The following is a 26,734-nucleotide window of genomic DNA, read 5'->3' as shown; positions in this document are numbered from 1 at the left end:
ACGGAGATCGGTTCATCAGGCCAACCTGGTGAAAATCAGGGCCTGCCTGGCGGCAGGCCGTTACCGGCCCGCACACAAAAAATCTGACAGTTCCGATTTCAGCTACTACGCCCAATCGGGTAGTACTCGCCCCCACTCCACACCCCAAGCCATTCCTCACCGTCGATCTCCCGCGGCACCGCCAACTCCACCAACTGATAGAACACATTGCGATGTATCAGTGCCTCAAGGTTGCTGCGCATCAGCACATACGGCGATGGCTCCTGCGTCACCGGGTGGATCACCACCCGCAGCGGGTTGCCCGGCCCGGCCTCGACCTGGTCCTCGACATTGCTGGTAAAGCGCAGCATCTGCTGCTCGCCCTCCCCCTGCACCTCCAGCGTCACCGCCACGAACGGCGCGTCGTCGACACGAATGCCGACCTTCTCCACCGGGGTAATCAGGAAATAGTCATCACCATCGCGGCGAATGATGGTAGAGAACAGCCGCACCATCGGCTTGCGCCCGATCGGTGTGCCCAGGTAGTACCAGGTACCGTCGCGGGCGATGCGCATGTCGATGTCGCCGCAAAAATCCGGGTTCCACAGATGCACCGGTGGCAGGCCCTTGGCCTTGGGGATCTGCGCCAGAAGGTCATTGGCCTTGCCGGAGTCGCTCATCACGCTTGCCTCATTCACTCATGCCCAGAAGGCTACGAGCGTACTCGCGCATTGGCGCACCAAGCAAATCCTCGGGGGTTTTGTCGTGGAACGTCAACAAACCGCCACGGCTCTTGATACGCGCGGTGTCGATCAGGTAGCGGGTATTGGTTTCGATCAGCATCATCTGCACCACCCCACTGTCCCAACCCAGGCGGTCGACGGCCTGTTCGTCATACCACTCGTCGCCGTTGCCGATGCGGTCGTCGGTGCGGGCGAAGCGGGTGTACAGCACGTAGTCGGCGCCCACCGAGCGAGCCTGGGCAACAGCCTCTTCCAGGCCCAACGGGCCTTGGGCGCGGCGTACCAGCGGGAAGTACTCGACAAAGCTCTTGAAGGCCTGCTCGGCCACGGCGTTCTGCCGCGGCACTGGCCCCTTGCCCGGCGGTACGAACGCGCCCTGACCGATGAAGATGAACGAGTCCGGCTGCAGTCGGATCGACAGGGTGCGGCGGGTTTCGCTGTGGTCCAGCAGCCCCGCATCGCTCATGTGATAGCGGACACCCTCGCCCATATCGCTGACATTCATGCAGCCGCCCAGCGCCATCAGCGCCAGCAGCAAGACCAGGCTACGCATCTTTCCTCCAGTGGCCGGCGACGAAAAACCGGCGAATAGCCGGCGGATGCAGCTTTTGCGCCAGCTTCAGCCGCCGATCACTTTCATGACCGTCACACCACCGGAAAACGCCAGGTCCTGCTTGTCTGCCAAGGCCTTGACCAGCAACCGCTGCAAGGCCGGCAGCGCCTGATGACGCGGCTTTTCCAGCAGGTCGCCAACGAAGTGGCGGTTGCTCGACGACAGGCAGCCATGTAGCCAGCCCGTGGACGACAGGCGCAGCCGTGAGCAGGTACGGCAAAACGGCACGCTTTCGTTGGCAATGACGCCAAAGTGGCCCTTGCCGGGGATGTGGTATCGCATGGCTGTGGCATCCAGCGGCGCATCCACCTGGGCGTAGGCATGCTTGCTGCCGATCAGCGCCAACAGTGGGTCGAGGCCGACGAACTGCTGCAGGAAGGCATTGCGGTCACGGGCCAGGTGGCCCATGCGCATCAATTCGATGAAGCGCAACTCGAAGCCGCGCTCAAGGCAGTAATCCAGCAGCGGCAGCACCTGGTCGAGGTTTTGCCCGCGCATCGGCACCATGTTCACCTTGACCTGCATGCCCAACGCACTGGCCTGCGCCATCCCGTCCAGCACACTGGCCAGGTCGCCGCCCCTGGCGATTTGGCGAAAAGCCTGCGGGTCGAGGGTATCGAGGGAAACATTCAGCCGACGAATACCCGCCGCCTGCAGTTGCGGCAACTTGCGCGTCAGCAGCTGGCCATTGGTGGTCAGCGAGATGTCGTCGAGGTCGAGTTTGGCCACGGCGGCCAGAAAGGCATCCAGGCGCGGGGTGACCAGTGGTTCACCACCGGTGATACGCAGGCGCTCGATGCCGGCGGCTTCGATCAAGTAGGCCACGCCACGGGCCAAGGCGTCTGCCGACAGTTCATCCTGGGCTGCCACCAGGCGCTTGCCGTCGGGTACGCAGTAGGTGCAGGCGTAATTGCAGGCAGCCGTCAGGCTGACACGCAGGTTACGAAATCGCCTGCCTTGACGATCGACGATCATGGATGACTCCGGCATGGATGATGGGGGCTGGCAAAAGCTGACTCATAAATCAGGTTTTTGCAAGCCCTGCACACATTACCGGTGTCAGTACCGCATTGCTGTTGTGGAAACGGCGCTGGATGGCACCGGCTACGCCGGTGTTCGCGGCTGAAGCCGCTCCTACAAGGGCCTGTGCAAGACCGTTGTCAGTTCGACGGTTCCGGGTCGCGTTTGCGCTTGTTGCCCATACGCACGCCGATGTCCATCAGGAACTGGAAGAAGCCTTCCTGGTCCTCCAGCACATTGCTCCAGAACGGCGAGTGGTACAGCGCCACGGCGCCGTGTACCAGCGCCCAGGCGGCGCAGTAGTGGAAGTACGGTGGCACGTCTTCGAGTTTGCCTTCGCTGATACGGCCCTTGATCAGCTGGGTCAGGCGGTCGAAGTTGGAGGCACGGATGCTGTGCAGTTGCTCGACCATCTCCGGTACCTGGTTGCCCTTGACCACCTTTTCTTCAAGGCGGTCGAACAGCCGGTAGCGTTGCGGGTCGCGCATGCGGAACTCGAAGTAGGCGCGCGACAGGGCTTCCTTGTCGCGGTCGACGTCGGCCGAGTGCAACAGCTCGTTCAGGTCGCGCTCGTAGTCGAGCATCAGGCGCAGGTAGATTTCCGCCTTGGACTTGAAGTGCTTGTAGATCGTGCCTTTGCCGATGCCCACGGCGTCGGCGATCATCTCGACGGTGACGCTGTCTTCACCCTGCTCGAGAAACAGCTTGAGCGCGGTATCGAGGATTTCCTGTTCGCGACGGCGAAACTCACGGACCTTACGAGGTTCTTTCTGCATGGGAAGGACTGGATGACAATCGAAGCGGTTTATTATGCCTAACTTGCGGGAAATTGCACGGATCATCCACGCATGTCTGTGTTTCACGATGCTTACGGCCATGCGTTGCGGGAGGAATGAAACGCTGTCGTATTCCAAATCTGTTTAAAAAACGACCAACATGCACTGGCACTGCGCCAAACCTGGCCAATACTTGAAGTGTTGGCGCGGCGCATCCCCCCAAGTGGCGCGCCGATAAAGGTGCTCAGGGACCGCGTACCTTTGTTTTACTCCTAATGGTCTTAACCCGGATTCCTCCCCCAGAACCCGGGTTTTTTTTGTGTGTTTAAGGGGGGGATTTGCGCTGGGGTGGTTTTTTTTGGGGGATGGTGTGAGGGCCACGAGGGGTCTGGCTGGAGAAAGATATGAAAGCTGCCAAGTGTCAGCCACAAAAATCTCAGCGCTTATGAGATCGAGCGCCGCCCGCGCGGCGCTTCGCGGGGCAAGCCCGCTCCCACATCTGTTTCGGGCCAATTATTCCTGTGCCAGAGGTGCGCGCACCCTTGGTGCATGACAGGAAATCGAAAAAAAGCAGCGGCACAGCTGATATCGAAGGGAACAAACAAGGCGGACAGAGGTGCCCCCACAGGAATAACTGGCCCGAAATAGACAGTGGGAGCGGGCTTGTCCCGCGAAGCGCCGCGCGGGCGGCGCTCGATCTCACAGGCGCTGCAAGGGTTGTGGCAGGCACCTGGCGGCCCTCACACATTCTTTAACCCCGGCGAATCAGGCCACCCGCGCCAACGGGAACAACCGCTTGAAGTTCGCCGTAGTCTGCTCCGCCAACTGCTCATAACTGGCCCCGCGCAGCGAAGCCACATATTCCGCCACCTCCCGCACATACTGCGGCAAGTTAGGCTTGCCGCGGTACGGAATCGGCGCCAGGTACGGCGAATCGGTCTCTACCAGCAAGCGGTCGACCGGCACTTGCCGCGCCACTTCCCGCAGGGCATCGGCATTGCGGAAGGTAACGATGCCAGACAGCGATATGTAATAGCCCAGGTCCAGCGCCGCCTTGGCCATGTCCCAGTCTTCGGTAAAGCAGTGCAGCACACCCGCCTGCGGCAGATTGACCTCGCGCAACAACGCCAGGGTATCGGCGCGCGCCGCCCGGGTGTGTACGATCACTGGCTTGCCGGTCTGCCGCGAAGCCTCCAGGTGCAGGCGGAACGAGGCCTGCTGCAATTCGGCGGCTTCAGGCTCGTAGTGGTAATCCAGCCCGGTTTCGCCAATCGCCACCACATGGGGATGGGCCAGTTCGCGCAGCAGCCATTCCAGCGCCGGTGTTTCGCCCGGCGCCAGGTCCAGCGGGTGCACACCCACCGAACAGTCGACATCCGCGTACTGCTCGCTCAACGCCTTGACCGCACCGGCGTTTTCGGCACTGACGCCAATGCACAGGAAATGCCCCACCCCACGATCACGCGCCGCCTGCAGCGCAGCATCGAGCGAGCCCTGATGGGCACTGAGGTCAAGACGGTCAAGGTGGCAATGGGAATCTACGAGCATGGGATAACGGCACACATGGAAAATGGGAAATCAGCGGGCGCCCGGCAGTTGCAGCCAGTGGGCCAGCAGCGATTCTAGCAACAGGGTTTGATTAAGGTTGGCCTTGCCCAGCACCTTCTGGCGTTGTTCGAGGATCCACGCCTGCACCTCCAATACCTTGGCCTGACGGCTCTTCTGCGCCAGGTATTGCACCACCTTGCGCATATCGGCCAAGCCTAACCCCTCCTCGTCCTGGGTCAACTGGTAGCGCAGAATGAGGTGCGCCCAATCGCAGAACCAGTCGAATACCCTCAACATCGGTACAGCCTTCCAGGCATCGGCCAGTTGGCTGGGCGATTGCTGTTGCTTGAGTAACTTCTTCACCCCGTCAGTCACCAGCGCACGCTGCTCGCGTACACCCTGCGCCTGCAGGCTGACCGCCATCAGCGGCGAACCGGCGGCCAGGGTCAGCAGTTCGTCGCGCTCGGCCTCGTCGCTGTCGGGCAGCGCATCCGCCAGCCAGGCCTGGCTCTGGGTCAGGCTCGGCTGCGGGCAGGCCACTTGCTGGCAGCGGCTTTTGATGGTCGGCAACAAGCGGCTGGGCTGGTGCGTGACCAGCAGCAGCACGGTATCGCCAGAAGGCTCTTCAAGGCTTTTAAGCAGTGCGTTGGAAGCGTTGACGTTCATCGCCTCCACCGGCTCGATCAACACCACCTTACGCCCGCCCAACTGTGCCGTCTGCACCACGAAAGCCACCAGCTCACGCACCTGGTCTACCTTGATTGGCTTTTCGGCTTCTTCGGGCTCGAGGACGAAATTGTCCGGGTGGCTGCCGGCCTTCAGCAACAGGCACGACTTACACGTGCCGCAAGCGTCCAGGCCTGGGGGCTGTTGGCACAACAGGCGGGCCATCAGCCGCTCGGCTATGGCCCGCTTGCCGATGCCCTGCGGCCCGTGCAGCAGGTAGGCATGGGCATGCTGGCTACGCCCGGCCAATTGCTGCCAGAGCGCCTGCTGCCAGGGGTAGGCCTCAGCCACGGCAACGCTCCACGATGGCCGGTAACAGGGCGTCGATGGCACGCTGCACAGCCTCCAGGGATTGCGCAGCATCAAGCAGGCTGTAGCGCTGCGGTTCGCGTTGGGCACGCTGCAGGTAAGCTTGGCGCACAGCTTCAAAGAACGCCTGGCCTTCCTGCTCGAAACGGTCCAGGCGGCCACGCGCAGCAGCGCGGGCCAGGCCCACTTCGACCGGCAGGTCGAAGACCAGGGTCAGGTCCGGGCGCAGGTCGCCTTGGACAAACTGCTCCAGGGTGGCGATACGCTCGACCGACAGGCCGCGACCACCGCCCTGGTAGGCATACGTGGCATCGGTAAAACGGTCGCACAAGACAACCGCGCCACGGGCCAGTGCCGGGCGGATCACCTGCGACAGGTGCTGGGCGCGCGCGGCGAACACCAGCAGCAGTTCGGTGTCGGCCGCCATGCTTTCGTCGCTGGGCGCCAGCAGCAGCTCACGCACCTTTTCGGCCAGCGGAGTACCACCGGGCTCTCGGGTCAGCACCACGTCCAGGCCGTGCTCGCGCAAGCGCGCCGCCAGGTAGTCACGGTTGGTGCTTTTGCCCGCGCCTTCGGGGCCTTCCAAAGTAATAAACAAGCCGCTCACAGGCAGTCCTTAATGTTGTTCGTCAGGCGTCGGCCGCTCGGCCGCTTGCGCACCACCGGCAGGGGCGCCCTGGGCGGGCGGCTCGGCAGGGGCTGGCTGCGGGGCCGGCTCTTCCTCAGCGGGCGACTGTTGTTGCTGCGCGTCGTCGCTGGGCGGCTGACCGCTGTCATCGGCATCCGGCTGAGCCTGTTGCTGCGGTGCGGGGCTGGAACGGTAGCCAGCCCGGCGCTTGAGCTGGAACTCACGCACTGCCGAATTGTGGTCATCAAGATCGTCGGAGAACACATGGCTGCCATCGCCACGGGCGACGAAGTACAGGCTGGTACCCTCGGACGGGTTCAACGCTGCGTGGATCGCCTCGCGGCCGACCGTGGCGATCGGCGTCGGCGGCAGGCCGGTGATGGTGTAGGTGTTGTACGGCGTAGGCTCGCGCAGGTCGGCGCGGGTGATCTTGCCGTTGTAGCGTTCCCCCATACCGTAGATGACCGTCGGGTCGGTCTGCAGCATCATGCCCAGGCGCAGGCGCCGCACGAACACGCCCGCAATCTGCCCACGCTCTTGCGCAATACCGGTTTCCTTTTCTACCAGCGACGCCATGATCAGCGCCTGGTACGGGTCGCGGTACGGCAGGTCGGTGGCGCGCTCCGCCCATTCCTTGGCCAGCACTTCGTCCAGGCGCATGTAGGCCTGCTGCAGCAACTCGACGTCGCTCATGCCGCGCACGAAGCGGTAGGTGTCCGGGAAGAAGCGGCCCTCGGGGAACACGCCGGTATGGCCGAGCTTGTCCATGACCTCGGCGTCCGACAGGCCTTCCAGGGTGTGCTTGAGCTTTTCATGCTTGGCCACGGCCGAGCGCACCTGGCGGAAGGTCCAACCCTCGACCAGGGTCAGGTTGTATTGCACCACGTCGCCGCGGCGCCAGGCATCGAACAGCTGCTCGACGGTCATGCCAGGGGTAAGGCGATATTCACCGGTATGCAGGGGCGTGCCGGCCATGTTGAAGCGCCAGTACAAGCGCAACCAGACAGCGTCGTCGAGCAGCCCTTCCGTTTGCATGCGGTAGAACATGCGGTTGGGGGTGGTGCCATTGGGCACGTCGAGCAGGCGCTCCTGCGTCACGTGCAAAGGCTGCTCCAGGACCGAGTTGATCTTCCAGGCCGACCAACCCAAGGCCAGGCCAGCGATGATCAGACCCATTTCCAGCAGCAGCAGGAATTTACGTCTCACGAATTCAGGTTTCCAGTAACGTACGGGCAACGGCCTGCAGTTTTCGGGTAAGCGGGCCCGGCGACCAGTTTAGCGCGGCTACGCCACGCACGGGCCAGACACCGTAGACGCTATTGCAAACAAATACTTCCTCGGCCTGCTCCAGCGCGCTGTACGAGAGGTCGCAGACCTGCGCCGCAATGCCCGACAGCGCCGCCTGTTCCAGCAACGCGCCACGCATTACGCCGGCCACGCCGCAGCGGCTGAGGTCGGCGGTAAGCAGTGCACCATCGCGCACCAGGAACAGATTGCTGTACACCCCTTCGATCACCCTGCCCTGCCCGTCACGCATCAGGCCTTCGGCATGTTCGCTGTCCTGCCATTCGGCGCGGGCCAGCACCTGCTCCAGGCGGTTGAGGTGTTTGAGCCCGGCCAGCAACGGTTGTTCCCCAAGCCGGGTCTGGCAAGGGAACAAGCGCACGCCGTGCTCGGCATGCTCGACAGGATAGCTGGGAAATGGGCTGCCTTGCAGGATACGCCGCGGCGCGACACCGGCAACCGGCGCATAGCCGCGCTGGCTATCGCCACGGGTAAGGATGAGTTTGGCCACGCCATCACCGAGCTGGCTGGCAAAGCGCAGCAGCTCGTCCTGCACCAGCGCCAGGTCGGCGCTGATTGCCAGGCGCTGGCAGCCCAGCGCCAGGCGTGCGAAGTGACCGTCCAGCAAGCGGGGGCGGCCGCCGCGCACGGCAATGGTCTCGAACAGGCCATCGCCGTAGGCCAGGCCGCGGTTCTGCAGGTTGACTGCAGTCGCCGGCTGGCCATCGACCCAGCTGTGCATCAACCGGCGAACCGGCGGAACACCAGCGAGCCGTTGGTGCCGCCAAAGCCGAACGAGTTGGACAACACCACGTCGATCGGCATGCTGCGCGCCTGGTGCGGCACAAAGTCGAGGTCGCAACCTTCGTCCGGCTCATCCAGGTTAATGGTCGGCGGCGCCATCTGGCTGTTGATGGCCAGCACGCTGAAGATCGCTTCCACCGCGCCTGCGGCACCCAGCAGGTGGCCGGTCATCGACTTGGTCGAGCTGACGGCCAGCTTGTAGGCATGCTCGCCGAACACACGCTTGATCGCCGCCACTTCGGCCACGTCGCCCGCAGGGGTCGAGGTGCCGTGGGCGTTGATGTAGCTGACCTCTTCTGGCTGGATGCCAGCATCGCGCAGGGCGTTGGCCATGCAGCGGGCAGCGCCTTCGCCGGTCTCGGGTGGCGAGGTCATGTGGTAGGCGTCACCGCTCATGCCAAAGCCAACCAGCTCGGCATAGATGGTCGCACCACGGGCCTTGGCGTGTTCCAGCTCTTCGAGCACCAGGGCACCGGCGCCATCGGACAGCACGAAGCCGTCACGGCCTTTGTCCCAGGGACGGCTGGCACGGGCTGGCTCATCGTTGCGGGTCGACAGCGCGCGCGAGGCACCGAAACCGCCCATGCCCAGGCCGCAAGCGGCCATTTCGGCACCGCCGGCGATCATCACGTCAGCCTCACCGTAGGCAATATTGCGCGCGGCCATGCCGATGCAATGGGTGCCGGTGGTGCAGGCGGTGGCGATGGCGTAGTTCGGCCCCTGCAGGCCCAGGTGAATCGACAGGAAGCCCGAGATCATGTTGATGATCGAGCCCGGCACGAAGAACGGCGAAATACGGCGCGGCCCCGAGTCGTGCAGGGTACGGCTGGTTTCTTCGATGTTGGTCAAACCGCCGATACCCGAGCCCATGGCCACGCCAACCCGCTCGCGGTTGGCGTCGGTGACCTCCAGGCCGGCATTACGCACCGCCTGGAAACCGGCCGCCAGGCCGTACTGGATGAACAGGTCGAGTTTGCGGGCCTCTTTGGCCGACAGGTACTGCTCAACCTCGAAGCCTTTCACCGAGCCGCCAAAACGGGTGGAGTAGGCAGACAGGTCCGTGTGTTCGATCGGACCAATGCCACTGCGGCCAGCCAGAATGCCCTGCCAGGTGCTCGGTACATCGGTACCCAGTGGCGACAGCATACCCATACCGGTGACCACGACGCGTCTACGCGACACAGTACTCTCCTTTTCTAATAACAGAGTCTCTTGCCATTGCATTCAAGCGCTGGAATGGAATGGCAACAGGCTCTTGGTGCGCGGTGAACGAAGCGGCCTGGAAAATGCGGGGCGCTCGCAAAGAAAAAACCGCACGCCGGCGAAGGCAGTGCGGTTTTCCCCGACAAGTAGCGTCGACTGGAGCGTCTTAGCCCTGGTGAGCTTGGACGTAGTCGATGGCAGCTTGAACGGTAGTGATCTTTTCGGCTTCTTCGTCAGGGATTTCGGTCTCGAATTCCTCTTCCAGAGCCATCACCAGTTCAACGGTGTCAAGCGAATCGGCACCCAGGTCATCGACGAAGGACTTGGAATTAGTCACTTCTTCTTCCTTGACGCCCAGTTGCTCGGCGACGATTTTCTTGACGCGTTCTTCGATGGTGCTCATACCTAGTTTTCACTCCTAATGGATATATGTCAGGCAGCTGGCCGGTGGCTAATTTTATAGAAAGACGTTCGCTTTTCAAGCGAAACGCACCTTCAGGCTAGTCACCGCACCCCCTGCCTGGAATCTGGTTGCAGCTTTATAACGGATTTTAGGCTCGCAGTATGACTCTTTTTTTACGAAATCCGTCACATTGAGTTGCAGTGTTACATGTACATCCCGCCGTTGACCGGCACGGTGGCGCCGGTCACGTAGGCTGCACCGTCGGAAGCCAGGAACGAAACCACCTTGGCGATTTCGTCGGCCTGGCCCAGGCGGCCCAGCGGAATCTGGGTCTGCAGGGCTTCGCGCTGCGCCTCTGGCAGCTCGCGGGTCATGTCGGTGTCGATGAAGCCCGGGGTCACCGAGTTGACGGTGATGCCACGCGAGCCCACTTCACGCGCCAGCGCGCGGCTGAAGCCTTCCAGGCCGGCCTTGGCAGCCGCATAGTTGGCCTGGCCAGCGTTACCCATGGCACCGACGACCGAGCCGATGCTGATGATACGACCCCAACGGGCCTTGGTCATGCCACGCAGCACGCCCTTGGACAGACGGTAGAGGCTGTTCAGGTTGGTGTCGATGACGTCGAACCACTCGTCGTCTTTCATGCGCAGCATGAGGTTGTCACGGGTGATGCCAGCGTTGTTGACCAGAATGGCCGGGGCGCCGAACTGCTCGCCAATGGCGGCCAGTACAGCTTCAACCGATTCGGCACTGGTCACATTCAGCTCCATGCCGGTGCCGGTGATGCCGTGTTCTTTCAGGGTGGCGGCGATGCGCTCGGCGCCGGACGCCGAAGTGGCGGTGCCGATCACGGTCGCGCCCTGGCGGCCCAGCTCGAGGGCAATGGCCTGGCCAATGCCACGGCTAGCGCCGGTGACCAGTGCAACTTTACCTTGCAGGCTCATGCAAGCTTCTCCAAATCAGGCCAGTGCCGCGCGGGTGGCGGCAACGGCGTCAGGGGTATTGAGGTTGTAGGTGGTCACGCCCTCGGCGCAACGCTTGTTCAGGCCAGCCAGGACCTTGCCCGGGCCGCACTCGACCAGGTTGACCGCACCATTGGCAGCCAGGGTCTGCACACACTCGACCCAGCGCACCGGCTGGTACAGCTGCGCCAGCAGGTCGTGCTTGAGGGCATCGAGGTCGGCAGCAACGGCGGCGGTGACGTTCTGCACCAACGGGATCTGCGGGGCCTTCCACTCGATGGCGTTGACCGCCTCGGCAAAGCGCTCGGCAGCCGGCTTCATCAGGGCGCAATGCGAAGGCACGCTGACCGCCAGTGGCAGGGCGCGCTTGGCGCCCTTGGCCTTGCACAGTTCCATGGCGCGATCTACCGCAGCCTTGTTGCCGGCAATGACCACCTGGCCTGGCGAGTTGAAGTTGACGGCACTGACCACTTCATCTTCAGCCGCTTCGGCGCAGACTTCCACGACCACTGCGTCGTCCAGGCCGAGAATGGCGGCCATGGCGCCGTGACCGGCCGGTACTGCTTCCTGCATCAGCTGACCGCGGCGCTCGACCAGGCGAACGGCGTCTTTCAAGCTGATGCTGCCAGCAGCGACCAGGGCGCTGTATTCGCCCAGGCTGTGACCGGAAACGAAGGCCGGCTGTGCGCCGCCCTCCTCCAGCCACAGGCGCCACAGCGCGATGGACGCAGTGAGGATGGCCGGCTGGGTCTTGTCGGTCTGGTTAAGTTGCTCTTCCGGGCCTTCCTGAACCAGCTTCCACAGGTCGTAGCCGAGCGCTGCGGAGGCTTCCTTGAAGGTCTCGATGATCACTGGCTTCTCGGCGCCGAGCTCGGCGAGCATGCCCAGCGACTGGGAACCTTGACCGGGAAAGACGAATGCGAGAGATGCAGACATTGAACAAGCCCTTATGATCTTGTCGTCGGATAGGGTGCGCCAGGCCTTGGGCCGGGCGCGGAATCTGAAAGCTTGGATGAAGACGCAGACCAAGCGGTCACATTTAAGCACTTCATTGGCGATATGCCTAAGGTCTTTGTTCCTTCAGTGACGGCCCTTTCGCGGGTGAACCCGCTCCTACAACGACCGTACCGACCTTGAATCTTGCACAATTCCTGTGACAGGACTGCACCATCCATGTAGGAGCGGGTTTACCCGCGAAGAGGCCGGTACAAGCTAAAGCAGAAGGTCCTCCAAGCGCCCATGCAACCGCTGCGGCAGATTCTCCTGAATCTCGATCAACGCCCGCTGAATGGCACTCTGGAACCCCTGCACCCCCGCCGAACCATGGCTCTTGATGACGATGCCCTGCAACCCCAGAAAGCTCGCCCCATTGTGCCGCGCCGGCGCCAGGTCGGCCTGCAGACGCTTAAGCAATGGCATGGCCACCGCCCCGGCAGCCCGCGACAACAGGCCGCCCTTGAATAACTGCTCGATACGCGCAGCAATCATGGTCGCCAGGCCTTCACTGGACTTAAGCAGGATATTGCCAACAAAGCCGTCGCACACCACCACGTCAGCCTCACCACGGTACAGCCCGTCACCCTCGACAAAGCCTACATAGTTGAGCCCACGGGCATTCTGCAACAGGCTGGCCGCCAGCTTGACCTGCTGGTTGCCCTTGATGTCCTCGGTACCAATGTTCAACAGCGCCACGCGCGGTCGATGCACACCCAAGGCCTGGGCGGCCACCGAACCCATCACCGCAAACTGGTAAAGGTTCTCCGCACTGCAATCGACATTGGCACCCAGATCGAGCAGCTGGCAGTAACCGGCCTGGGTCGGAATCGCCGCCACCATGGCCGGCCGATCAATGCCCGGCAGTGTCTTGAGCACGAAACGTGACAGCGCCATCAGCGCCCCGGTATTGCCGGCACTGACACAGGCCTGGGCCTTGCCATCACGCACCAGCTCGAGGGCAATGCGCATCGACGAGTCCGGCTTGCCGCGCAACGCCTGGGAGGGCCGCTCGTCCATGCCGATCACCTCACTGGCAGCGACAATCTGCAGGCGCGCGCGATCCGCAGCCGCAAGGCCACTGACAAGATCTTCAAGGAGGGAGGGTTGACCGACGAGGGCCAGGTGCAGCGAGGGGGTAGCAGAAAGGCAGGCAATGCTAGCCTGAACAATGCTGCGGGGACCGAAGTCCCCGCCCATTGCGTCGATCGCGATGATCTGAGCGGACAAGGATTACTCGTCAGCGCCCTTGTCGACCACTTTGCGACCACGGTATACGCCTTCTGGCGAAACGTGGTGGCGCAGGTGAACTTCACCGGTGGTTTTCTCTACCGACAGCGCGTTTTCCGACAGGGCGTCGTGCGAACGGCGCATGTCACGGGCAGAGCGGGATTTTTTGTTCTGCTGAACAGCCATAATTGATTAACTCCTAAACGTTTGGGTCACGCTTTAACTGCGCCAAAACACTGAACGGGTTGGACCGCGATACCTCGTCCTTGCTCGAATCGGGCTCGTCTGCGCCCGCCGGCTGCTGGCATTCTTCCGGATGATGAGCAGGCACGATTGGCAAGGCGAGCAAAAGCTCCTCCTCGACCAGCGCCTGCAGATCCAAAGGATCTTCGCCCAGTTCCAGCACGTCATAGCCTTTCGGCAACGACTGGGTATTCGCACCCTCCTTCACCACGGCGTAAGTACATTCGCTGTGGATCGGCAGGGTGACCAGCTCAAGACAACGCTGGCAAACCATCTTGACTTCGACGTCCAGCTCGCTGTGGATAACCACCACGTGCTGTTCATCTCGTTCAAAATCGAACTTCGCCTGCACCGTACCGACATTGTCGGAAAGCGGGTCGCAGAGTCTTTCCAAATCAGCGAGTTGCAGCGAACCGTTAAGGGTTACGCCACGATCGGCTAATTTGCGCGGGTCAACGTGAGGTGGAATCGGGTCATTCAACATAGGCGCAGCATTCTAGGGATGCCCCCCGCCCCTGTCAAAGGAAATTAGGCGGCATCGTGCGTGATAGAATTTATTCAACTGATTCAGGAGTCTACCATGCTTCCTCTGCTACTGGCTTCCAGCTCTACCTATCGCCGCGAACTGCTCGCTCGCCTGCGCCTGCCTTTTACCTGGGCAAGCCCCGATATAGACGAGCAGCGCCTGACTGACGAGCCGGCCGTAGAGCTGGTGCGCCGGCTGGCCAGGCAAAAGGCCGAGGCACTGGCGGGCAGCCACCCCGGGCACCTGATCATCGGTTCGGACCAGGTGGCGGTGCTGGGTGAACAGGTGCTGGGCAAGCCGCATACGTTCGAACGGGCCTGCGAGCAGTTGCTGGAATGCAGCGGGCAGCAGGTGAGCTTCCTGACCGGGCTGGCGGTGCTGAATAGCGCCACCGGGCAATGCCAGGTGGACTGCGTGCCGTTTACGGTGACCCTGCGAGAGCTGAGCCGGGAACGGGTGGAGCGCTATGTGGCGGCGGAGCAGCCGCTGGATTGCGCGGGCAGCTTCAAGGCGGAGGGGTTGGGGGTGAGTTTGTTTCAGAGCACCCATGGGTGCGATGCAACCAGCCTGATCGGGCTGCCGTTGATTCGGCTGGTGGATATGCTGACCAAGGAAGGGGTGGTTATCCCCTGAGATTATTGGGGCCGCTGTGCGGCCCATCGCCGGCAAGCCAGCTCCCACAGGTATTGCACAGGCCTTGAAGTCGGCGCGGTCAATGTGGGAGCTGGCTTGCCGGCGATAGGGCCAGAACAGGCAATCAGCGCAACTGCGGCCCCTGGAACCCCATCCACATCGCCAGGTGCTCAGCCACGCTGGCCCCCACGCGCTTGGAGAAGCGATCAAACGGCGACTCCTGCACAGTGAAGTCCACCAGCTCTTTCTCGCCCACAACCTCACGCGCCACGTAGCTGGCACTGCCCAGGCCATCCACAAGCCCCAACGCCTTGGCCTGTTCGCCCGACCACACCAGACCACTGAACAGCTCCGGGTGCTCTTTGTCCTTCAGGCGCTCGCCGCGCCCCTGCTTGACCATGGCGATGAACTGGTTGTGGGTAGTGTCCAGCACACCCTGCCAAAACCGGGTTTCTTCCGGCTTTTCCGGCGAGAACGGGTCGAGGAAGGCCTTGTGCTCGCCCGACGTATACGAACGCCGCTCAACACCCAACTTCTCCATGGTGCCGACAAAGCCGTAACCGGCCGCCGTCACACCAATCGAGCCCACCAGGCTGGCCTTGTCGGCATAGATCTCATCCGCCGCACTGGCGATGTAATAAGCCCCGGAAGCACCCAGATCAGCGATTACCGCGTACAGCTTGATGGCCGGGTACTCGGCACGCAGGCGACGAATTTCGTCATACACATAGCCCGCCTGCACCGGGCTACCGCCCGGACTGTTGATGCGCATTACCACAGCCTTTGTCTTGCCGTCCTTGAACGCGTCGCGCAGGCTCTTGACGATGTTGTCGGCACTGGCGGCCTCCTGGTCGGCAATCACCCCGCGCACCTCGACCAGCGCGGTGTGACTGGCACTGCGCGAGGCTGCCTTGTCCATGTCCATCAGTGGCGAGAACAAAGCCAGGATGCCGAACAGGTAGACGAAGGTCAGCAACTTGAAGAAGATGCCCCAGCGCCGCGACCGGCGCTGCTCCTGCACACTGGCCAGCAAGGTCTTTTCCAGCAGCTTCCAGCTTTTGCGCTCTTCGCGCTCCTCGGGCTCGGCCTCGGGGGCTTTCCATTCGTCTGCCATGCTTACCTACCTTGGAAGTGGAATTGCGGAACCACCCAGCCACTCGCGCAGCTGGGAAAAATGATCGATGCACACCTGCGGACCAAACTCGGCCAGCGCTTGCAGCGACATGGCACCATAGCCCACCGCCACCGAATGCATGCCGGCATTACTGGCCATCTGCAGGTCGAATGCCGAATCTCCGACCATCAGCGCACGCGCCGGTTCGACGCCGCAATGGCCGAGGATTTCCTCGAGCATCAGCGGGTGTGGCTTGCCACGGGTCTCGTCGGCGGCGCGGGTAATGTCGAAGAACTGCTCCCAGCCATTGGCCTTGAGCACCCGGTCCAGCCCGCGACGGGCCTTGCCGGTGGCCACCGCCAGCCTGTAACCCTCGGCGCGGAAGGCATCCAGCGACTCGGTCACGCCTTCGAACAGCGGCGAAGGCTGCTGATCCAGTGCCATGTAGATATCGGCGTAGTGCTGCCGGAAGCTTTCGACCTGGGCAGGCGCCAGGTGCGGGTACAGGGTGTGGATTGCCTCGCCCAGGGCCAGGCCGATGATGCCCTTGACCGCATCGTCGCTGCTTTGCGCCTCGCCGGCGCGCTCGGCGGCGGCGTTCATGGCTTCGACAATTCGCCCGATGGAATCGGCCAGGGTGCCGTCCCAGTCAAAGATCAGCAGCTCGTAGTCTTTCTTCATAGGTCACGGCGCACTTAAACGTTCTACAGTCTTGGCCCACACCTCGTCCACAGGCGCTTCAAGCTTCAGCTCGCCACCGTCGGGCAGCGGCACCGTCAGCGCATAGGCATGCAGGAACAGGCGCTTGCCGCCCAGCTCGCGAATTTCACGGCTGAAATCTTCGTCGCCGTACTTGCTGTCACCCGCGATCATGTGCCCCGCATGCAGGGTATGCACGCGAATCTGGTGAGTACGGCCAGTGATCGGGCGCGCCTCGACAATGGTGGCGAAGTCGCCGAAGCGGCGCAGCACGCGGAACAGGGTCAGCGCCTCCTTGCCCTCGTCATTCACTTCGACCATGCGCTCGCCGGAACGCAGGTTGCTTTTGAGCAACGGCGCGTTGACCTGCTTCTTGGCGGTCGGCCAGTGGCCGCGCACCAGCGCCATGTAGCGCTTGTCGACACCGTCGCCGCGCAAGGCAGCGTGCAGGTGGCGCAACATGCTGCGCTTCTTGGCGATCATCAGCAGGCCGGAGGTGTCGCGGTCCAGGCGGTGCACCAGTTCCAGTTCCTTGGCATCCGGGCGCAGCTGGCGCAGCGCTTCGATCACGCCGAAGCTCAGGCCACTGCCACCATGCACGGCGATGCCGGACGGCTTGTTCATCACGATCAGCGCCTTGTCTTCATAGACAATGGCCGCTTCCAGGCGCTGCAACAGGCCCTGCGCCACCGGCGCCGGCTCGTCGCGCTCCGGCAGGCGGACAGGCGGCACCCGCACGATGTCGCCCGCCTGGATCTTGTACTCCGGCTTCACGCGGCCTTTGTTTACCCGTACTTCACCCTTGCGCAGGATGCGGTAAACCAGGGTCTTGGGCACGCCCTTGAGCGCCGTGATGAGGAAATTGTCGATGCGTTGGCCGGCAAGCTCCGGCGCGACTTCGATCAGCTGAACGCCGGAAGTCGGAGGGGTATTGGTCGTCATGGCGGGAATCATAACAATTTTTTATGGAATTGAAGCACTTAATCATTGCTGCTATAGTCGCGAACGCCGCCAAAAGCGGCAGGCCAGCGAAACCAGGCCCTTGGCCGGTTCCTGACCTTCGCAATTCTCCAGGACGCGAGGCCGTCCTACGGGGTTTTCGCCAGTTTACCGAATTGCCTGGAATCGCCACCAGCGCTGTGTAGAGAAGGCCGAAAAAAAACGACAAGTGCGGTGTTTCACCTGCTTATCCCACTTCTTTTCGCTGTACCTCTGCCCGCCCCGTCGCTTCCACGCAACGCACGGCGAATGCTTCGGAAATACCTGCCTTGGACATGTAATGGCGTCAGCTTCCCACTTTTGAAGCTGGCGAAAAATGCAACCCGTTGCGGATTCAGCGCGCGGCAGCACCCGAATTATCAGGGATACGTGCAGGGTGGAGATGCACAGCCCTCGGACCGTGTAGCACCGCGTCCGGCCACCGGCCCAGTACAATGGCCGGCGAGCGGATAAGGTCCTGAACAGATGCCCCCGGGCGTCCACGGCTGACGGTTGATTCCTCCTCCTGACTGAGTGCACAAGGCCCGCTTGGTTGATTCGGATACCCATTCGAAGCCACCGGGGCCTTGTTGGCACCGCAGCAAACAGGACGCGTCGTCGCGACAACGGCAGGCTGGGCAACCGGCTGGTGCCGAACGTTGCTCGACACGGGGGTGGCCCGGCCACCCTTTGCGCACCTTGGCACCGACCATGAGACGTCGTGTGTGCCGAACGCCGTTTCCGGCAGCCCGGAAACCGACGGTACAACATGAAAAGAATGCTGATTAACGCAACTCAACCCGAAGAGTTGCGTGTAGCCCTGGTGGACGGCCAACGTCTCTACGACCTGGACATCGAGTCTGGCGCGCGCGAGCAGAAAAAGGCCAACATCTACAAAGGCAAGATCACCCGCATCGAACCCAGCCTCGAAGCCGCCTTCGTCGACTTCGGTTCCGAACGTCACGGCTTTCTGCCGCTGAAAGAAATCTCCCGCGAATACTTCAAGAAGGCCCCGGAAGGCCGGGTCAACATCAAGGAAGTACTCAGCGAAGGCCAGGAAGTCATCGTCCAGGTCGAGAAGGAAGAGCGCGGCAACAAAGGCGCCGCCCTCACCACCTTCATCAGCCTGGCCGGCCGCTACCTGGTGCTGATGCCCAACAACCCGCGTGCCGGTGGCATCTCGCGCCGCATCGAAGGCGAAGAGCGCAACGAACTGCGCGAAGCCCTGAACGGCCTGACCGTACCGGGCGACATGGGCCTGATCGTGCGCACTGCCGGCCTAGGCCGCAGCAGCGAAGAAATGCAGTGGGACCTCGACTACCTGCTGCAACTGTGGGCCGCCATCAAGGAAGCGTCCCAGGACCGCGTTGCGCCATTCCTGATCTACCAGGAAAGCAACGTCATCATCCGCGCCATCCGCGACTACCTGCGCCAGGACATCGGCGAAGTGCTGATCGACAGCATTGACGCCCAGGAAGAAGCCCTTACCTTCATCCGCCAGGTGATGCCGCAGTACGCCAGCAAGGTCAAGCTGTACGAAGACAGCGTGCCGCTGTTCAACCGCTTCCAGATCGAAAGCCAGATCGAGACCGCCTTCCAGCGCGTGGTCGACCTGCCGTCCGGCGGCTCGATCGTGATCGACCCGACCGAAGCCCTGGTGTCTATCGACATCAACTCGGCGCGTGCCACCAAAGGCAGCGACATCGAAGAAACCGCCTTGCAGACCAACCTGGAAGCGGCCGAAGAAATCGCCCGCCAGCTGCGCCTGCGTGACATCGGCGGCCTGATCGTCATCGACTTCATCGACATGACCCCGGCAAAGAACCAGCGCGCCGTGGAAGAACGCGTGCGTGAATGCCTGGAAGCCGACCGCGCCCGCGTGCAAGTGGGCCGCATCTCGCGCTTCGGCCTGCTGGAAATGTCCCGCCAGCGCCTGCGCCCGTCGCTGGGCGAAAGCAGCGGCATCGTCTGCCCACGCTGCTCCGGCACCGGCATCATCCGTGACGTCGAGTCGCTGTCGCTGGCCATTCTGCGCCTGATCGAAGAAGAAGCCCTGAAGGACCGCACTGCCGAAGTACGTGCCCAGGTGCCGATCCCGGTGGCCGCGTTCCTGCTCAACGAGAAGCGCAACTCGATCACCAAGATCGAACTGCGTACCCGTGCGCGCATCATCATCCTGCCGAACGACCACCTGGAAACCCCGCACTTCGAAGTCCAGCGCCTGCGCGACGACAACCCGGAAGTGCTGAACAACCAGTCCAGCTACGAAATCGCCGCCAGCGAAACCGAAGAAGCGCCGCAACCGACTGCCACCCGCACCTTGGTACGCCAGGAAGCCGCGGTGAAAACCGCCCCGGCCCGCGCCAATGCACCGGTACCGGCCGCCGCTGAAGAGCCGCAGCCTGCCGCGCCGGTCGCCCCTGCCCCAAGCGCCCCGGAGCCAAGCCTGTTCAAGGGCCTGGTGAAGTCGCTGGTCAGCCTGTTCGCCGGCAAGGACGAGCCTGCCGCTGCACCGGTGGTCGCCGCCGCTGAAAAACCGGCCGCCGAGCGCAGCCCGCGCAACGAAGAGCGCCGTAACGGCCGCCAGCAGAGCCGCAACCGCAACGGCCGCCGCGACGAAGAGCGCAAGCCGCGTGAAGAGCGTGGCGAGCGCGCACCACGTGAGGAACGTCAGCCACGCGAGGAACGCGCTCCGCGTGAAGAGCGTGCGCCACGTGAAGAACGCGCCCCACGCGAAGAGCGTGCACCGCGTGAAGAACGCGCCCCACGCGAAGAGCGCGCCCCACGCCAGCCTCGCGAAGACCGCCGTGGTAACCGTGGCGAAGAGCGCGTGCGTGAACTGCGTGAGCCGCTGGACGCCACCCCGCCAGCCGAACGCGAAGAGCGCCAGCCACGTGAAGAGCGCGTAGCCCGTGAGGAACGTGCCCCACGTGAAGAACGCGCCCCTCGCGAAGAACGTGCTCCACGCGAAGAACGTGCCCCTCGTGAAGAACGTGCGCCACGCGAAGAACGTGCCCCTCGTGAAGAGCGTGCGCCACGCGAAGAACGCGCCCCTCGTGAAGAGCGTGCTCCACGCGAAGAACGTGCCCCACGCCCACCACGCGAAGAGCGTCAGCCACGCGCTGCTGAAGAAGCGGCCGAACAGGCTGCCGAGCTGGCCGAAGAGCAACTGCCGAACGAAGAGCTGCTGCAGGACGAGCAGGAAGGCGCTGATGGCGAACGTCCGCGCCGCCGTTCGCGTGGCCAGCGTCGCCGCAGCAACCGTCGTGAGCGCCAGCGCAACGCCAATGGCGAGCTGATCGACGGCGAAGAAGAAGGCAGCGAAGAGCAGCCACAACAGCACCAGGCCACCGAGCTGGGTGCCGAACTGGCTGCGGGCCTGGCCGTGACTGCCGCTGTTGCTACCAGCAACATCAGCAGCGACGCCGAAGCCCAGGCCAACCAGCAGGCCGAGCGCGCCACGGCTGAAGTTGCTGCCGTTGCCGAAACCGACAACAGCGAAGTCGCCAAGCCGGTCGAGCAGGCTGAAAAGGCCGAGCAGGCTGAAGCGGTAGCCAAAGCTGAAGAAGTGGCCGTGGCCCCCGTGGTCGAACAGCCGTTCAGCGAGCCAGTAGCTGTGGTCGAGGCAACTGTCGAGCCCGTGGTCGAAGTTGCGCCTCAGCCGGTTGTCGAAGACGCGCCTGCTGTCGAGCCGGCCGTGGTTACCGAAACCGTAGCTGTTGAAGCCCCGGTAGAAGCCCCGGCAATCGAAGCCGGTGAAATCGAACAGGCCCCGGCCGTGATCGAAGTCGCCCCGGTTGCCGAGCAGCCTGCCCCGGTTGTCGAAGCCCAGCCAGAAGCAGTGGCCGAGCCTGCACCCGTGGTTGTCGAGCCTGCGCCGGTCGAAGCCCCTGCCGTGGCAGAGCCTGCTACGGTCATGCTGTCCAACGGCCGCGCGCCGAACGACCCGCGTGAAGTGCGCCGCCGCAAGCGTGAAGCCGAAGCTGCAGCCAAAGCCGCGCAGGAAGCAGCTGCCGCCACCGAGGAGCCAGCCCTGGAAGCCGCCGATGAGCACAAGCCTCATCACGGTTGATAGCCAAGGCTGAATGAAAAAGCCCCGCCAGTGCGAACTGGCGGGGCTTTTTCTTGAGTGGTGCTCAACAGTGGGAGCGCATCACGGTGGCTGGCACCGGCTGCGCCGGTGTTCGCGGCTAAAGCCGCTCCTACATGTACTGCGCAAAACCGAAACCTGCGCGGTACATGTAGGAGCGGCTTTAGCCGCGAAAGGGCCGGTACAGGCAACACATCAGTACAGGTTCGGCTCCATTTCCAGCGTAACCCCGAACCGCTCGCGGATATCGGCCTGGATCCGCCGCGCCAACGCATGCATCTGCGCCCCGCTCGCCTGGCCGTAGTTGACCAGCACCAGCGACTGCAAGCGATGCACCCCGGCATCAGCGTCGCGATAACCCTTCCAGCCAGCCTGCTCGATCAACCAGCCCGCCGCCAGCTTCACCTGGCCATCCGCCTGGGGATAAGCCACCACACCCGGATGCTGCGCCCGAATCCGCTCGACCGACTCAGCCGAAACCACCGGGTTCTTGAAGAAACTCCCGGCATTGCCCAGCTCAGCCGGGTCTGGCAACTTTTCGCGGCGAATGCTGCAAATTGCATCACTGATCGCCTGCGCAGTCGGCGCGGTTACGCCGTGCTCCGCCAACCGCTGACGCACGGGGCCATAGTCCAGGTGCGCCTGCAAGGTGCGACTCAAGGCAAAACGCACACGCAGAATCAACCAACGGCCGGGATTACGCTTGAAAAGGCTGTCACGGTAACCAAAAGCGCATTCCGCCAAGCCGAAGTCACGCAGCTCACCGGTCTCGCGGTCCAGGGCAGTCAAGCCGGCAAACACGTCCTTGATCTCCACCCCATAGGCACCCACGTTCTGCATCGGCGCAGCACCCACGGTACCGGGGATCAGGCTGAGGTTCTCCAGCCCGCAATAGCCCTGCGCCAGCGTCCACTGCACGAACGGGTGCCACGGCTCACCGGCCTCGGCCTCGACCACCACATGTTCGCCATCGTCACTGAGCACGCGCCGGCCACGGCTGGCCATGTGCAGCACCAGGGCCTCGATGTCGCGGGTCAGCAGCAGGTTGCTGCCGCCACCGATCACCAGCACCGGCAAGCCCTGTTGTTGCGCCTGGCCCAACGCCTGACGCACTTGCTGGTCATCCTGCGCCTGGCTGAAATAGCGCGCCTTCACGTCGATGCCGAAGGTGTTGTAAGGCTTGAGCGATACCTGCTCCTGCCACTGCCCTGTCATAACCGCCCCTTGATTTCCAGTACCAGCGCCTGGCAAGCCGCCTCGACCAGGTCGAGTACCTGCTCGAAGCCGTCGGCCCCGCCATAGTACGGGTCGGGCACTTCATCCAGCGCTGCACCGTAGCGACGCAGGAACAGGTCGAGCTCGCCCACGGCGGTGTGCGGGCGCAGGGCTCGCAGATCGCGCAGGTTGTTTTCGTCCATGGCCAGGACCAGGTCGTACTCGGCAAAGTGCGCCGCCGTGACCTGCTGGGCACGTTGCTGCGACAGGTCATAGCCACGCGCCAGCGCCGCCTTGCAGGTACGGCTGTCGGGCGCCTTGCCAACGTGCCAGTCGCCGGTACCGGCCGAGGCCACGCGCACCTGGCCGGCAAGCCCGGCCGCCTGCAATTGCTGGCGCAGCACACCTTCGGCAGTGGGCGAACGGCAGATGTTGCCCAGGCACACGAACAGGACGCGCATCAGGCCTCCAGCAAGCGCCGCACGCGCTCCAGGTCTTCTGGGGTATCCACACCCACGGCAGGCGCCTCGATGGCGTCCTCGACGTGAATGCGCACGCCGTGCCACAAGGCACGCAGCTGCTCCAGGGCTTCGGCCTGCTCGAGCCAGCATGGGCCCCAGCTGACGAAGTCATGCAAGAAACCGACGCGATAGGCGTACATGCCGATGTGACGGCGGTAAGGCACACCTTGCGGCAGCTGGTCACGGCCATTGGCGAAGGTATCGCGCGCCCACGGCAGCGGCGCACGGCTGAAGGTCAGGGCCAGGCCGTTCTTGTCGCTGACAACCTTGACCGCGTTGGGGTTGAACACGGTTTCCGGCTCATGGATGAGTTCGGCCAAGGTGGCGATGCCCGCTTCCGGGTGGGCTGCCAGGTTGGCGGCCACCTGGTCAATGATCACCGGTGGAATCAGCGGCTCGTCGCCTTGCACGTTGACCACGATGGCATCGGCAGCCAGGCCCAGTTGCGCAGCCACTTCGGCCAGGCGGTCCGTGCCCGATTCATGGTCGACACGGGTCATCAGCACTTCGGCGCCAAACGCCTGGCACGCCTCGAAGATGCTGGCATCGTCGGTGGCAATGACCACGCGACCAGCAGCGCTTTTGCGCGCCTGCTCCCACACATGCTGCACCATCGGCTTGCCGGCGATTGCCAGCAGCGGCTTGCCTGGCAAACGCGTGGAGCGCAAGCGGGCGGGGATCACCACGGTGTAGTTCAGGCTCATTTGTCCAGGCGCTCGTCGTCGGTCAGGGTGCGTGCTTCGCTTTCCAGCATGACCGGGATACCGTCGCGAATCGGGTAAGCCAGGCCAGCGCCCTTGCTGATCAGCTCGGTCTTGTCGGCACTGAGCTTGAGCGGGCCCTTGGTAATCGGGCAGGCCAGGATATCGAGCAGTTTGGTGTCCATTGAAAGCGTCCTTTAGGCCAGGTGGCCGGAAATTGAAAACAGGCTCAGGGCTTGCGCAGCAGGCGCTGCAACTGGCTGTCGAACCAGGCGCTGAACGCCGGCGTGGGCTGCGCTTCGACAGCCAGGTACCACCAGTCATCAGCGGCGAAGGGCCGGCATTTCACCGCGTCCTTCTCGGTCATGACCAGCGGCAACGGCGGGTTGAAGGCCAGGCTCCGGGCGCTGAATTGCGCATGGTCGGCAAACGGGTGCGGCAGCGGCTGCCAGTTTAGCCCCAGCAGGGTATTGAAGAAACGTTGCGGGTTACCGATACCGGCCACCGCGTGCAGGCGCTGGCCTGCGGGGAAATGGTCCAGCGGGCGGCGTTCACCACTGCGCAGGTTGACCAAGGCCGATGGCTGCAGGCAAAAGCCAAAACCGTCGGCGCGATCTGCGCTGGCGCCATTGAACAGCACCGCGTCGGCGCCCTGCAGGCGCTCGGCAGGTTCGCGCAGGGGGCCGGCCGGCAGGCAACGGCCGTTGCCAAGGCCACGGGCGGCGTCGATCAGTACCAGCTCCAGGTCACGGGCCAGGCGGTAGTGCTGCATGCCGTCGTCACACAGGATCAGGTCGAGCGTTTCGCTGGCCAGCAGCGCCTGCACCGCACGGGCGCGGTCGGGGTCGATCATCAGCGGCACGCCGGTGCGCTGTACGATCAGCAGCGGTTCGTCACCGGCTTGCCCGGCGGGCTGGTCGGCGCGCACGCGCCAGGGCAACTGTGGTGGCTTGGCACCGTAACCACGGCTGACCACGCCCACCTTCAGCCCCTGCTGGCGGCAGTGCTCGATCAGCCAGAGAATCATCGGTGTCTTGCCGGTACCACCGACGGTGATGTTACCCACCACGATGACCGGCACCGGGGCCCGGTAGCTGGCGCTTTCACCGCTGAGAAAACGCGCGCGCTTGCGCGTGACCACACGGCGGTACAGCGCCCCCAGCGGGCGCAGCAACGCCAGCGCCGGGTGCCCGGTGTACCAGGCGGCAAGCAGGCGGTCGGCGAAGGCCATCAAGGCGTACCCTGGGCCGCCTCGACGGTGGTCATGCGCAACTGGCTGAAACCGAGCTTGCCGGCGGCATCCATTGCAGTGACCACAGCCTGGTGCGGGGTCTTGCCGTCGGCGCTGATGGCCAGCGGCAGCTTGTTGTCGCCGCCCGACTCACGTTCGATGGCCTCGCTCAGGGTGGCCAGGTCGCTCTTGGGCAGCAGGTGGTTGTTCACCGAATACACGCCTTCGGCGCTGATGGTGATTTCCACCAACTTGCCCTGGTCGGCCGGCGCCTGCTCGGCACTGGCTGCCTCAGGCAGCTCGACGCGCAGCTGGGTCTCGCGGGTGAAGGTGGTGGTGACCACGAAGAACAGCAGCAGGACGAACACCACGTCGATCAGCGACGCCAGGTTGATGTCGACATTCTCCCGCTGGCGATTGCGCCGGAACTTCACGCCTTGCCTCCGGCCACTTCCACTTCGCGGTCGCCCTGCAGCACTTCCACCAGCTTGATTGCCTCCTGCTCCATGCCCACCACCAGCTCATCAATGCGGCGCAGCAGGAAGCGGTGGAAGAACACCGCCGGGATACCGACCATGAGGCCGGCCGCCGTGGTGACCAGCGCCTTGGAGATACCACCGGCCAGGACAGCGGCATTGGTGGTCATCTGCGAGCCCATGAAAGCGCTGAAAATGTCGATCATGCCCAGCACGGTACCCAGCAGGCCCAGCAGCGGGGCCATGGCGGCAATGGTGCCGAGGGTACTGATGTAGCGCTCCATTTCGTGGATGACGCGCGAGGCGGCTTCCTCGATGCACTCTTTCATGATTTCGCGGCCATGGCGCGAGTTGGCCAGGCCTGCGGCAAGGATTTCGCCCAGTGGCGAATCGGCACGCAGCGCCTTGAGCTTGTCACTGGTGAGTTGCTTGTCCTTGATCCATACCCATACCTGGCCCAGCAGGTGCGGCGGGGTGACGCGGCTGGCGCGCAGGGTCCACAGGCGCTCGACGACGATAGCCATGGCAGCGATGGAACTCAGAATGATCGGCAGCATCATCCAACCACCGGACTTGACCAATTCCCACACAGTAAACGCCCCTTCGGAAAAAGGCCGCCACTCTACCATAGGCGCGCGGGGGGCTCATCTGCCGGAGGTCAGGGAATTGGTGGGGTGGGTAGGCGGGCATGGGTTGGATTGGTATCAGGTCCTATAGTTGCATGCTCTCAGTAGGCATCAAGGCTGGCAGGTGCATGCCTTGGTTTTTTCAGCGCCTGTGAGATCGAGCGCCGCCCGCGCGGCGCTTCGCGGGGCAAGCCCGCTCCCACAGTTTGTTTCGGGCCAATCTTTCCTGTGAGGCCTCCACTGTTCGCCTTGTTTGTTCCCTTCGATATCGAGGTGAGCGCAACTGTATTCCACTGATCTCCAGTCATGCACCAAGGCGGGCACCGGTAATTGCACAGGAGAGATTGGCCCGAAACAAACTGTGGGAGCGGGCTTGCCCCGCGAAGCGCCGCGCGGGCGGCGCTCGATCTCACAGGCGCTGAAAATGTAAAGCCAAACACCTGCTGCCAATGAAAATGCA

At 63.3% G+C, this 26,734-nt stretch carries 29 protein-coding genes; 3 read left to right on the top strand and 26 right to left on the bottom strand.

Annotated elements, in window-relative coordinates:
• Nucleotides 1–98: 98 nt before the first annotated feature.
• The 3 genes from ACI2KG_RS21190 to ACI2KG_RS21180 form a co-directional block, all read right to left on the bottom strand.
• The gene (locus tag ACI2KG_RS21190) at nt 99–659 is read right to left on the bottom strand and encodes a DUF1285 domain-containing protein (protein WP_404663165.1); all 561 of its coding nucleotides are present in this window, start codon (nt 657–659) and stop codon (nt 99–101) included.
• A gap of 10 nt (nt 660–669) precedes the next feature.
• Nucleotides 670–1,275 carry a DUF4823 domain-containing protein gene (locus ACI2KG_RS21185; protein ID WP_400617751.1) on the bottom strand — a complete coding sequence of 202 codons (606 nt, stop codon included), beginning with the start codon at nt 1,273–1,275 and terminating at the stop codon, nt 670–672.
• A 66-nt stretch (nt 1,276–1,341) separates the two neighbouring features.
• Nucleotides 1,342–2,310 carry a GTP 3',8-cyclase MoaA gene (locus tag ACI2KG_RS21180; RefSeq protein ID WP_404663164.1) on the bottom strand — a complete coding sequence of 323 codons (969 nt, stop codon included), beginning with the start codon at nt 2,308–2,310 and terminating at the stop codon, nt 1,342–1,344.
• Between ACI2KG_RS21180 and ACI2KG_RS21175 the strand changes: the two genes are divergently transcribed.
• Nucleotides 2,309–2,461: a hypothetical protein gene (locus ACI2KG_RS21175; protein WP_404663163.1), complete on the top strand. Its 153-nt coding sequence runs from the start codon at nt 2,309–2,311 to the stop codon at nt 2,459–2,461. The two genes, ACI2KG_RS21180 and ACI2KG_RS21175, sit on opposite strands and share 2 nt — an antisense overlap.
• A 34-nt stretch (nt 2,462–2,495) precedes the next feature.
• Here ACI2KG_RS21175 and ACI2KG_RS21170 read toward each other — a convergent pair whose 3' ends face one another.
• From ACI2KG_RS21170 to ACI2KG_RS21110, 13 genes are all read right to left on the bottom strand, one after another.
• A complete protein-coding gene (locus tag ACI2KG_RS21170) occupies nt 2,496–3,131 on the bottom strand; it encodes a TetR/AcrR family transcriptional regulator (RefSeq protein WP_003247170.1) in 636 nt (211 codons plus the stop codon).
• A 765-nt stretch (nt 3,132–3,896) separates the two neighbouring features.
• The gene (locus ACI2KG_RS21165) at nt 3,897–4,679 is read right to left on the bottom strand and encodes a TatD family hydrolase (protein WP_404663162.1); all 783 of its coding nucleotides are present in this window, start codon (nt 4,677–4,679) and stop codon (nt 3,897–3,899) included.
• Nucleotides 4,680–4,709: 30 nt separating this feature from the next.
• Entirely contained in the window at nt 4,710–5,696 is a 987-nt protein-coding gene (locus tag ACI2KG_RS21160; protein WP_404663161.1) for a DNA polymerase III subunit delta', read from the bottom strand.
• A complete protein-coding gene (tmk, locus tag ACI2KG_RS21155; protein WP_400617761.1) occupies nt 5,689–6,321 on the bottom strand; it encodes a dTMP kinase in 633 nt (210 codons plus the stop codon). The genes ACI2KG_RS21160 and tmk overlap by 8 nt, the downstream gene beginning before the upstream one ends.
• Before the next feature lie 9 nt (nt 6,322–6,330).
• Complete coding sequence (gene mltG / locus ACI2KG_RS21150; RefSeq protein WP_404663160.1) at nt 6,331–7,548, bottom strand: endolytic transglycosylase MltG; 1,218 nt, start codon at nt 7,546–7,548, stop codon at nt 6,331–6,333.
• A gap of 4 nt (nt 7,549–7,552) precedes the next feature.
• Nucleotides 7,553–8,368 carry an aminodeoxychorismate lyase gene (gene pabC / locus ACI2KG_RS21145; RefSeq protein WP_404663159.1) on the bottom strand — a complete coding sequence of 272 codons (816 nt, stop codon included), beginning with the start codon at nt 8,366–8,368 and terminating at the stop codon, nt 7,553–7,555.
• A complete protein-coding gene (gene fabF / locus ACI2KG_RS21140) occupies nt 8,368–9,612 on the bottom strand; it encodes a beta-ketoacyl-ACP synthase II (RefSeq protein ID WP_400617767.1) in 1,245 nt (414 codons plus the stop codon). The genes pabC and fabF overlap by 1 nt, the downstream gene beginning before the upstream one ends.
• A gap of 187 nt (nt 9,613–9,799) precedes the next feature.
• On the bottom strand, nt 9,800–10,036 hold the full coding sequence (acpP, locus tag ACI2KG_RS21135) for an acyl carrier protein (RefSeq protein WP_400617769.1): 237 nt from the start codon (nt 10,034–10,036) through the stop codon (nt 9,800–9,802).
• Nucleotides 10,037–10,239: 203 nt separating this feature from the next.
• Nucleotides 10,240–10,980: a 3-oxoacyl-ACP reductase FabG gene (gene fabG / locus ACI2KG_RS21130; protein ID WP_003247160.1), complete on the bottom strand. Its 741-nt coding sequence runs from the start codon at nt 10,978–10,980 to the stop codon at nt 10,240–10,242.
• Nucleotides 10,981–10,995: 15 nt separating this feature from the next.
• Nucleotides 10,996–11,934 (bottom strand): ACP S-malonyltransferase, encoded by a 939-nt coding sequence (gene fabD / locus ACI2KG_RS21125; RefSeq protein WP_404663158.1) that lies wholly within the window; start codon nt 11,932–11,934, stop codon nt 10,996–10,998.
• Nucleotides 11,935–12,210: 276 nt separating this feature from the next.
• On the bottom strand, nt 12,211–13,221 hold the full coding sequence (plsX, locus tag ACI2KG_RS21120; RefSeq protein ID WP_404663157.1) for a phosphate acyltransferase PlsX: 1,011 nt from the start codon (nt 13,219–13,221) through the stop codon (nt 12,211–12,213).
• Between the two features lie 3 nt (nt 13,222–13,224).
• Entirely contained in the window at nt 13,225–13,407 is a 183-nt protein-coding gene (rpmF, locus tag ACI2KG_RS21115; protein WP_003247154.1) for a 50S ribosomal protein L32, read from the bottom strand.
• A 13-nt stretch (nt 13,408–13,420) separates the two neighbouring features.
• The gene (locus ACI2KG_RS21110) at nt 13,421–13,948 is read right to left on the bottom strand and encodes a YceD family protein (protein WP_012271159.1); all 528 of its coding nucleotides are present in this window, start codon (nt 13,946–13,948) and stop codon (nt 13,421–13,423) included.
• Nucleotides 13,949–14,044: 96 nt separating this feature from the next.
• On the opposite strand from ACI2KG_RS21110, the gene ACI2KG_RS21105 reads away from it, so the two are divergent.
• Nucleotides 14,045–14,623 carry a Maf family protein gene (locus ACI2KG_RS21105; RefSeq protein ID WP_404663156.1) on the top strand — a complete coding sequence of 193 codons (579 nt, stop codon included), beginning with the start codon at nt 14,045–14,047 and terminating at the stop codon, nt 14,621–14,623.
• Between the two features lie 124 nt (nt 14,624–14,747).
• Here the strand turns inward: ACI2KG_RS21105 and ACI2KG_RS21100 are convergent, their stop codons facing one another.
• The 3 genes from ACI2KG_RS21100 to rluC are packed head-to-tail and all read right to left on the bottom strand — an operon-like array spanning nt 14,748 to nt 17,378.
• On the bottom strand, nt 14,748–15,737 hold the full coding sequence (locus tag ACI2KG_RS21100; protein WP_404663155.1) for a S49 family peptidase: 990 nt from the start codon (nt 15,735–15,737) through the stop codon (nt 14,748–14,750).
• 6 nt (nt 15,738–15,743) lie between these two features.
• Entirely contained in the window at nt 15,744–16,418 is a 675-nt protein-coding gene (locus ACI2KG_RS21095) for an HAD family hydrolase (RefSeq protein WP_400620838.1), read from the bottom strand.
• A gap of 3 nt (nt 16,419–16,421) precedes the next feature.
• The gene (gene rluC, locus ACI2KG_RS21090; RefSeq protein ID WP_404663154.1) at nt 16,422–17,378 is read right to left on the bottom strand and encodes a 23S rRNA pseudouridine(955/2504/2580) synthase RluC; all 957 of its coding nucleotides are present in this window, start codon (nt 17,376–17,378) and stop codon (nt 16,422–16,424) included.
• Between the two features lie 805 nt (nt 17,379–18,183).
• Between rluC and rne the strand changes: the two genes are divergently transcribed.
• The gene (gene rne / locus ACI2KG_RS21085; protein WP_404663153.1) at nt 18,184–21,486 is read left to right on the top strand and encodes a ribonuclease E; all 3,303 of its coding nucleotides are present in this window, start codon (nt 18,184–18,186) and stop codon (nt 21,484–21,486) included.
• A gap of 213 nt (nt 21,487–21,699) precedes the next feature.
• On the opposite strand, the gene murB is transcribed toward rne, so the two are convergent.
• The 7 genes from murB to ACI2KG_RS21050 are packed head-to-tail and all read right to left on the bottom strand — an operon-like array spanning nt 21,700 to nt 26,238.
• A complete protein-coding gene (gene murB, locus ACI2KG_RS21080; protein ID WP_404663152.1) occupies nt 21,700–22,719 on the bottom strand; it encodes a UDP-N-acetylmuramate dehydrogenase in 1,020 nt (339 codons plus the stop codon).
• On the bottom strand, nt 22,716–23,180 hold the full coding sequence (locus ACI2KG_RS21075) for a low molecular weight protein-tyrosine-phosphatase (protein WP_400620850.1): 465 nt from the start codon (nt 23,178–23,180) through the stop codon (nt 22,716–22,718). The genes murB and ACI2KG_RS21075 overlap by 4 nt, the downstream gene beginning before the upstream one ends.
• A complete protein-coding gene (kdsB, locus tag ACI2KG_RS21070) occupies nt 23,180–23,944 on the bottom strand; it encodes a 3-deoxy-manno-octulosonate cytidylyltransferase (protein WP_400620853.1) in 765 nt (254 codons plus the stop codon). Before kdsB ends, ACI2KG_RS21075 begins: the two co-directional genes overlap by 1 nt.
• The gene (locus ACI2KG_RS21065) at nt 23,941–24,126 is read right to left on the bottom strand and encodes a Trm112 family protein (protein WP_003247142.1); all 186 of its coding nucleotides are present in this window, start codon (nt 24,124–24,126) and stop codon (nt 23,941–23,943) included. Before ACI2KG_RS21065 ends, kdsB begins: the two co-directional genes overlap by 4 nt.
• A 44-nt stretch (nt 24,127–24,170) precedes the next feature.
• Nucleotides 24,171–25,172, bottom strand: a complete 1,002-nt coding sequence (lpxK, locus tag ACI2KG_RS21060; protein ID WP_404663151.1) for a tetraacyldisaccharide 4'-kinase — start codon at nt 25,170–25,172, stop codon at nt 24,171–24,173.
• On the bottom strand, nt 25,172–25,606 hold the full coding sequence (locus ACI2KG_RS21055) for a biopolymer transporter ExbD (protein ID WP_012271149.1): 435 nt from the start codon (nt 25,604–25,606) through the stop codon (nt 25,172–25,174). Before ACI2KG_RS21055 ends, lpxK begins: the two co-directional genes overlap by 1 nt.
• A complete protein-coding gene (locus ACI2KG_RS21050; RefSeq protein ID WP_404663150.1) occupies nt 25,603–26,238 on the bottom strand; it encodes a MotA/TolQ/ExbB proton channel family protein in 636 nt (211 codons plus the stop codon). Before ACI2KG_RS21050 ends, ACI2KG_RS21055 begins: the two co-directional genes overlap by 4 nt.
• Between the last annotated feature and the right edge of the window lie 496 nt (nt 26,239–26,734).

The organism is Pseudomonas sp. NPDC089407 (assembly GCF_044900445.1).
Taxonomy (GTDB): domain Bacteria; phylum Pseudomonadota; class Gammaproteobacteria; order Pseudomonadales; family Pseudomonadaceae; genus Aquipseudomonas.
Note: the sequence above shows the minus strand (reverse complement) of the source record. Positions and strands in the feature narration are given on the sequence as shown.

Bases quoted from the DNA above. Each gene is read 5' to 3' on its own strand.
- ACI2KG_RS21190 (WP_404663165.1), bottom strand. From the start codon at position 659: ATGAGCGACTCCGGCAAGGCCAATGACCTTCTGGCGCAGATCCCCAAG.
- ACI2KG_RS21185 (WP_400617751.1), bottom strand. From the start codon at position 1,275: ATGCGTAGCCTGGTCTTGCTGCTGGCGCTGATGGCGCTGGGCGGCTGC.
- ACI2KG_RS21175 (WP_404663163.1), top strand. From the start codon at position 2,309: ATGGATGACTCCGGCATGGATGATGGGGGCTGGCAAAAGCTGACTCAT.
- ACI2KG_RS21180 (WP_404663164.1), bottom strand. From the start codon at position 2,310: ATGATCGTCGATCGTCAAGGCAGGCGATTTCGTAACCTGCGTGTCAGC.
- ACI2KG_RS21170 (WP_003247170.1), bottom strand. From the start codon at position 3,131: ATGCAGAAAGAACCTCGTAAGGTCCGTGAGTTTCGCCGTCGCGAACAG.
- ACI2KG_RS21165 (WP_404663162.1), bottom strand. From the start codon at position 4,679: ATGCTCGTAGATTCCCATTGCCACCTTGACCGTCTTGACCTCAGTGCC.
- pabC (WP_404663159.1), bottom strand. From the start codon at position 8,368: ATGCACAGCTGGGTCGATGGCCAGCCGGCGACTGCAGTCAACCTGCAG.
- acpP (WP_400617769.1), bottom strand. From the start codon at position 10,036: ATGAGCACCATCGAAGAACGCGTCAAGAAAATCGTCGCCGAGCAACTG.
- fabG (WP_003247160.1), bottom strand. From the start codon at position 10,980: ATGAGCCTGCAAGGTAAAGTTGCACTGGTCACCGGCGCTAGCCGTGGC.
- fabD (WP_404663158.1), bottom strand. From the start codon at position 11,934: ATGTCTGCATCTCTCGCATTCGTCTTTCCCGGTCAAGGTTCCCAGTCG.
- rpmF (WP_003247154.1), bottom strand. From the start codon at position 13,407: ATGGCTGTTCAGCAGAACAAAAAATCCCGCTCTGCCCGTGACATGCGC.
- ACI2KG_RS21110 (WP_012271159.1), bottom strand. From the start codon at position 13,948: ATGTTGAATGACCCGATTCCACCTCACGTTGACCCGCGCAAATTAGCC.
- ACI2KG_RS21105 (WP_404663156.1), top strand. From the start codon at position 14,045: ATGCTTCCTCTGCTACTGGCTTCCAGCTCTACCTATCGCCGCGAACTG.
- ACI2KG_RS21100 (WP_404663155.1), bottom strand. From the start codon at position 15,737: ATGGCAGACGAATGGAAAGCCCCCGAGGCCGAGCCCGAGGAGCGCGAA.
- ACI2KG_RS21095 (WP_400620838.1), bottom strand. From the start codon at position 16,418: ATGAAGAAAGACTACGAGCTGCTGATCTTTGACTGGGACGGCACCCTG.
- rluC (WP_404663154.1), bottom strand. From the start codon at position 17,378: ATGACGACCAATACCCCTCCGACTTCCGGCGTTCAGCTGATCGAAGTC.
- rne (WP_404663153.1), top strand. From the start codon at position 18,184: ATGAAAAGAATGCTGATTAACGCAACTCAACCCGAAGAGTTGCGTGTA.
- murB (WP_404663152.1), bottom strand. From the start codon at position 22,719: ATGACAGGGCAGTGGCAGGAGCAGGTATCGCTCAAGCCTTACAACACC.
- ACI2KG_RS21075 (WP_400620850.1), bottom strand. From the start codon at position 23,180: ATGCGCGTCCTGTTCGTGTGCCTGGGCAACATCTGCCGTTCGCCCACT.
- kdsB (WP_400620853.1), bottom strand. From the start codon at position 23,944: ATGAGCCTGAACTACACCGTGGTGATCCCCGCCCGCTTGCGCTCCACG.
- ACI2KG_RS21065 (WP_003247142.1), bottom strand. From the start codon at position 24,126: ATGGACACCAAACTGCTCGATATCCTGGCCTGCCCGATTACCAAGGGC.
- lpxK (WP_404663151.1), bottom strand. From the start codon at position 25,172: ATGGCCTTCGCCGACCGCCTGCTTGCCGCCTGGTACACCGGGCACCCG.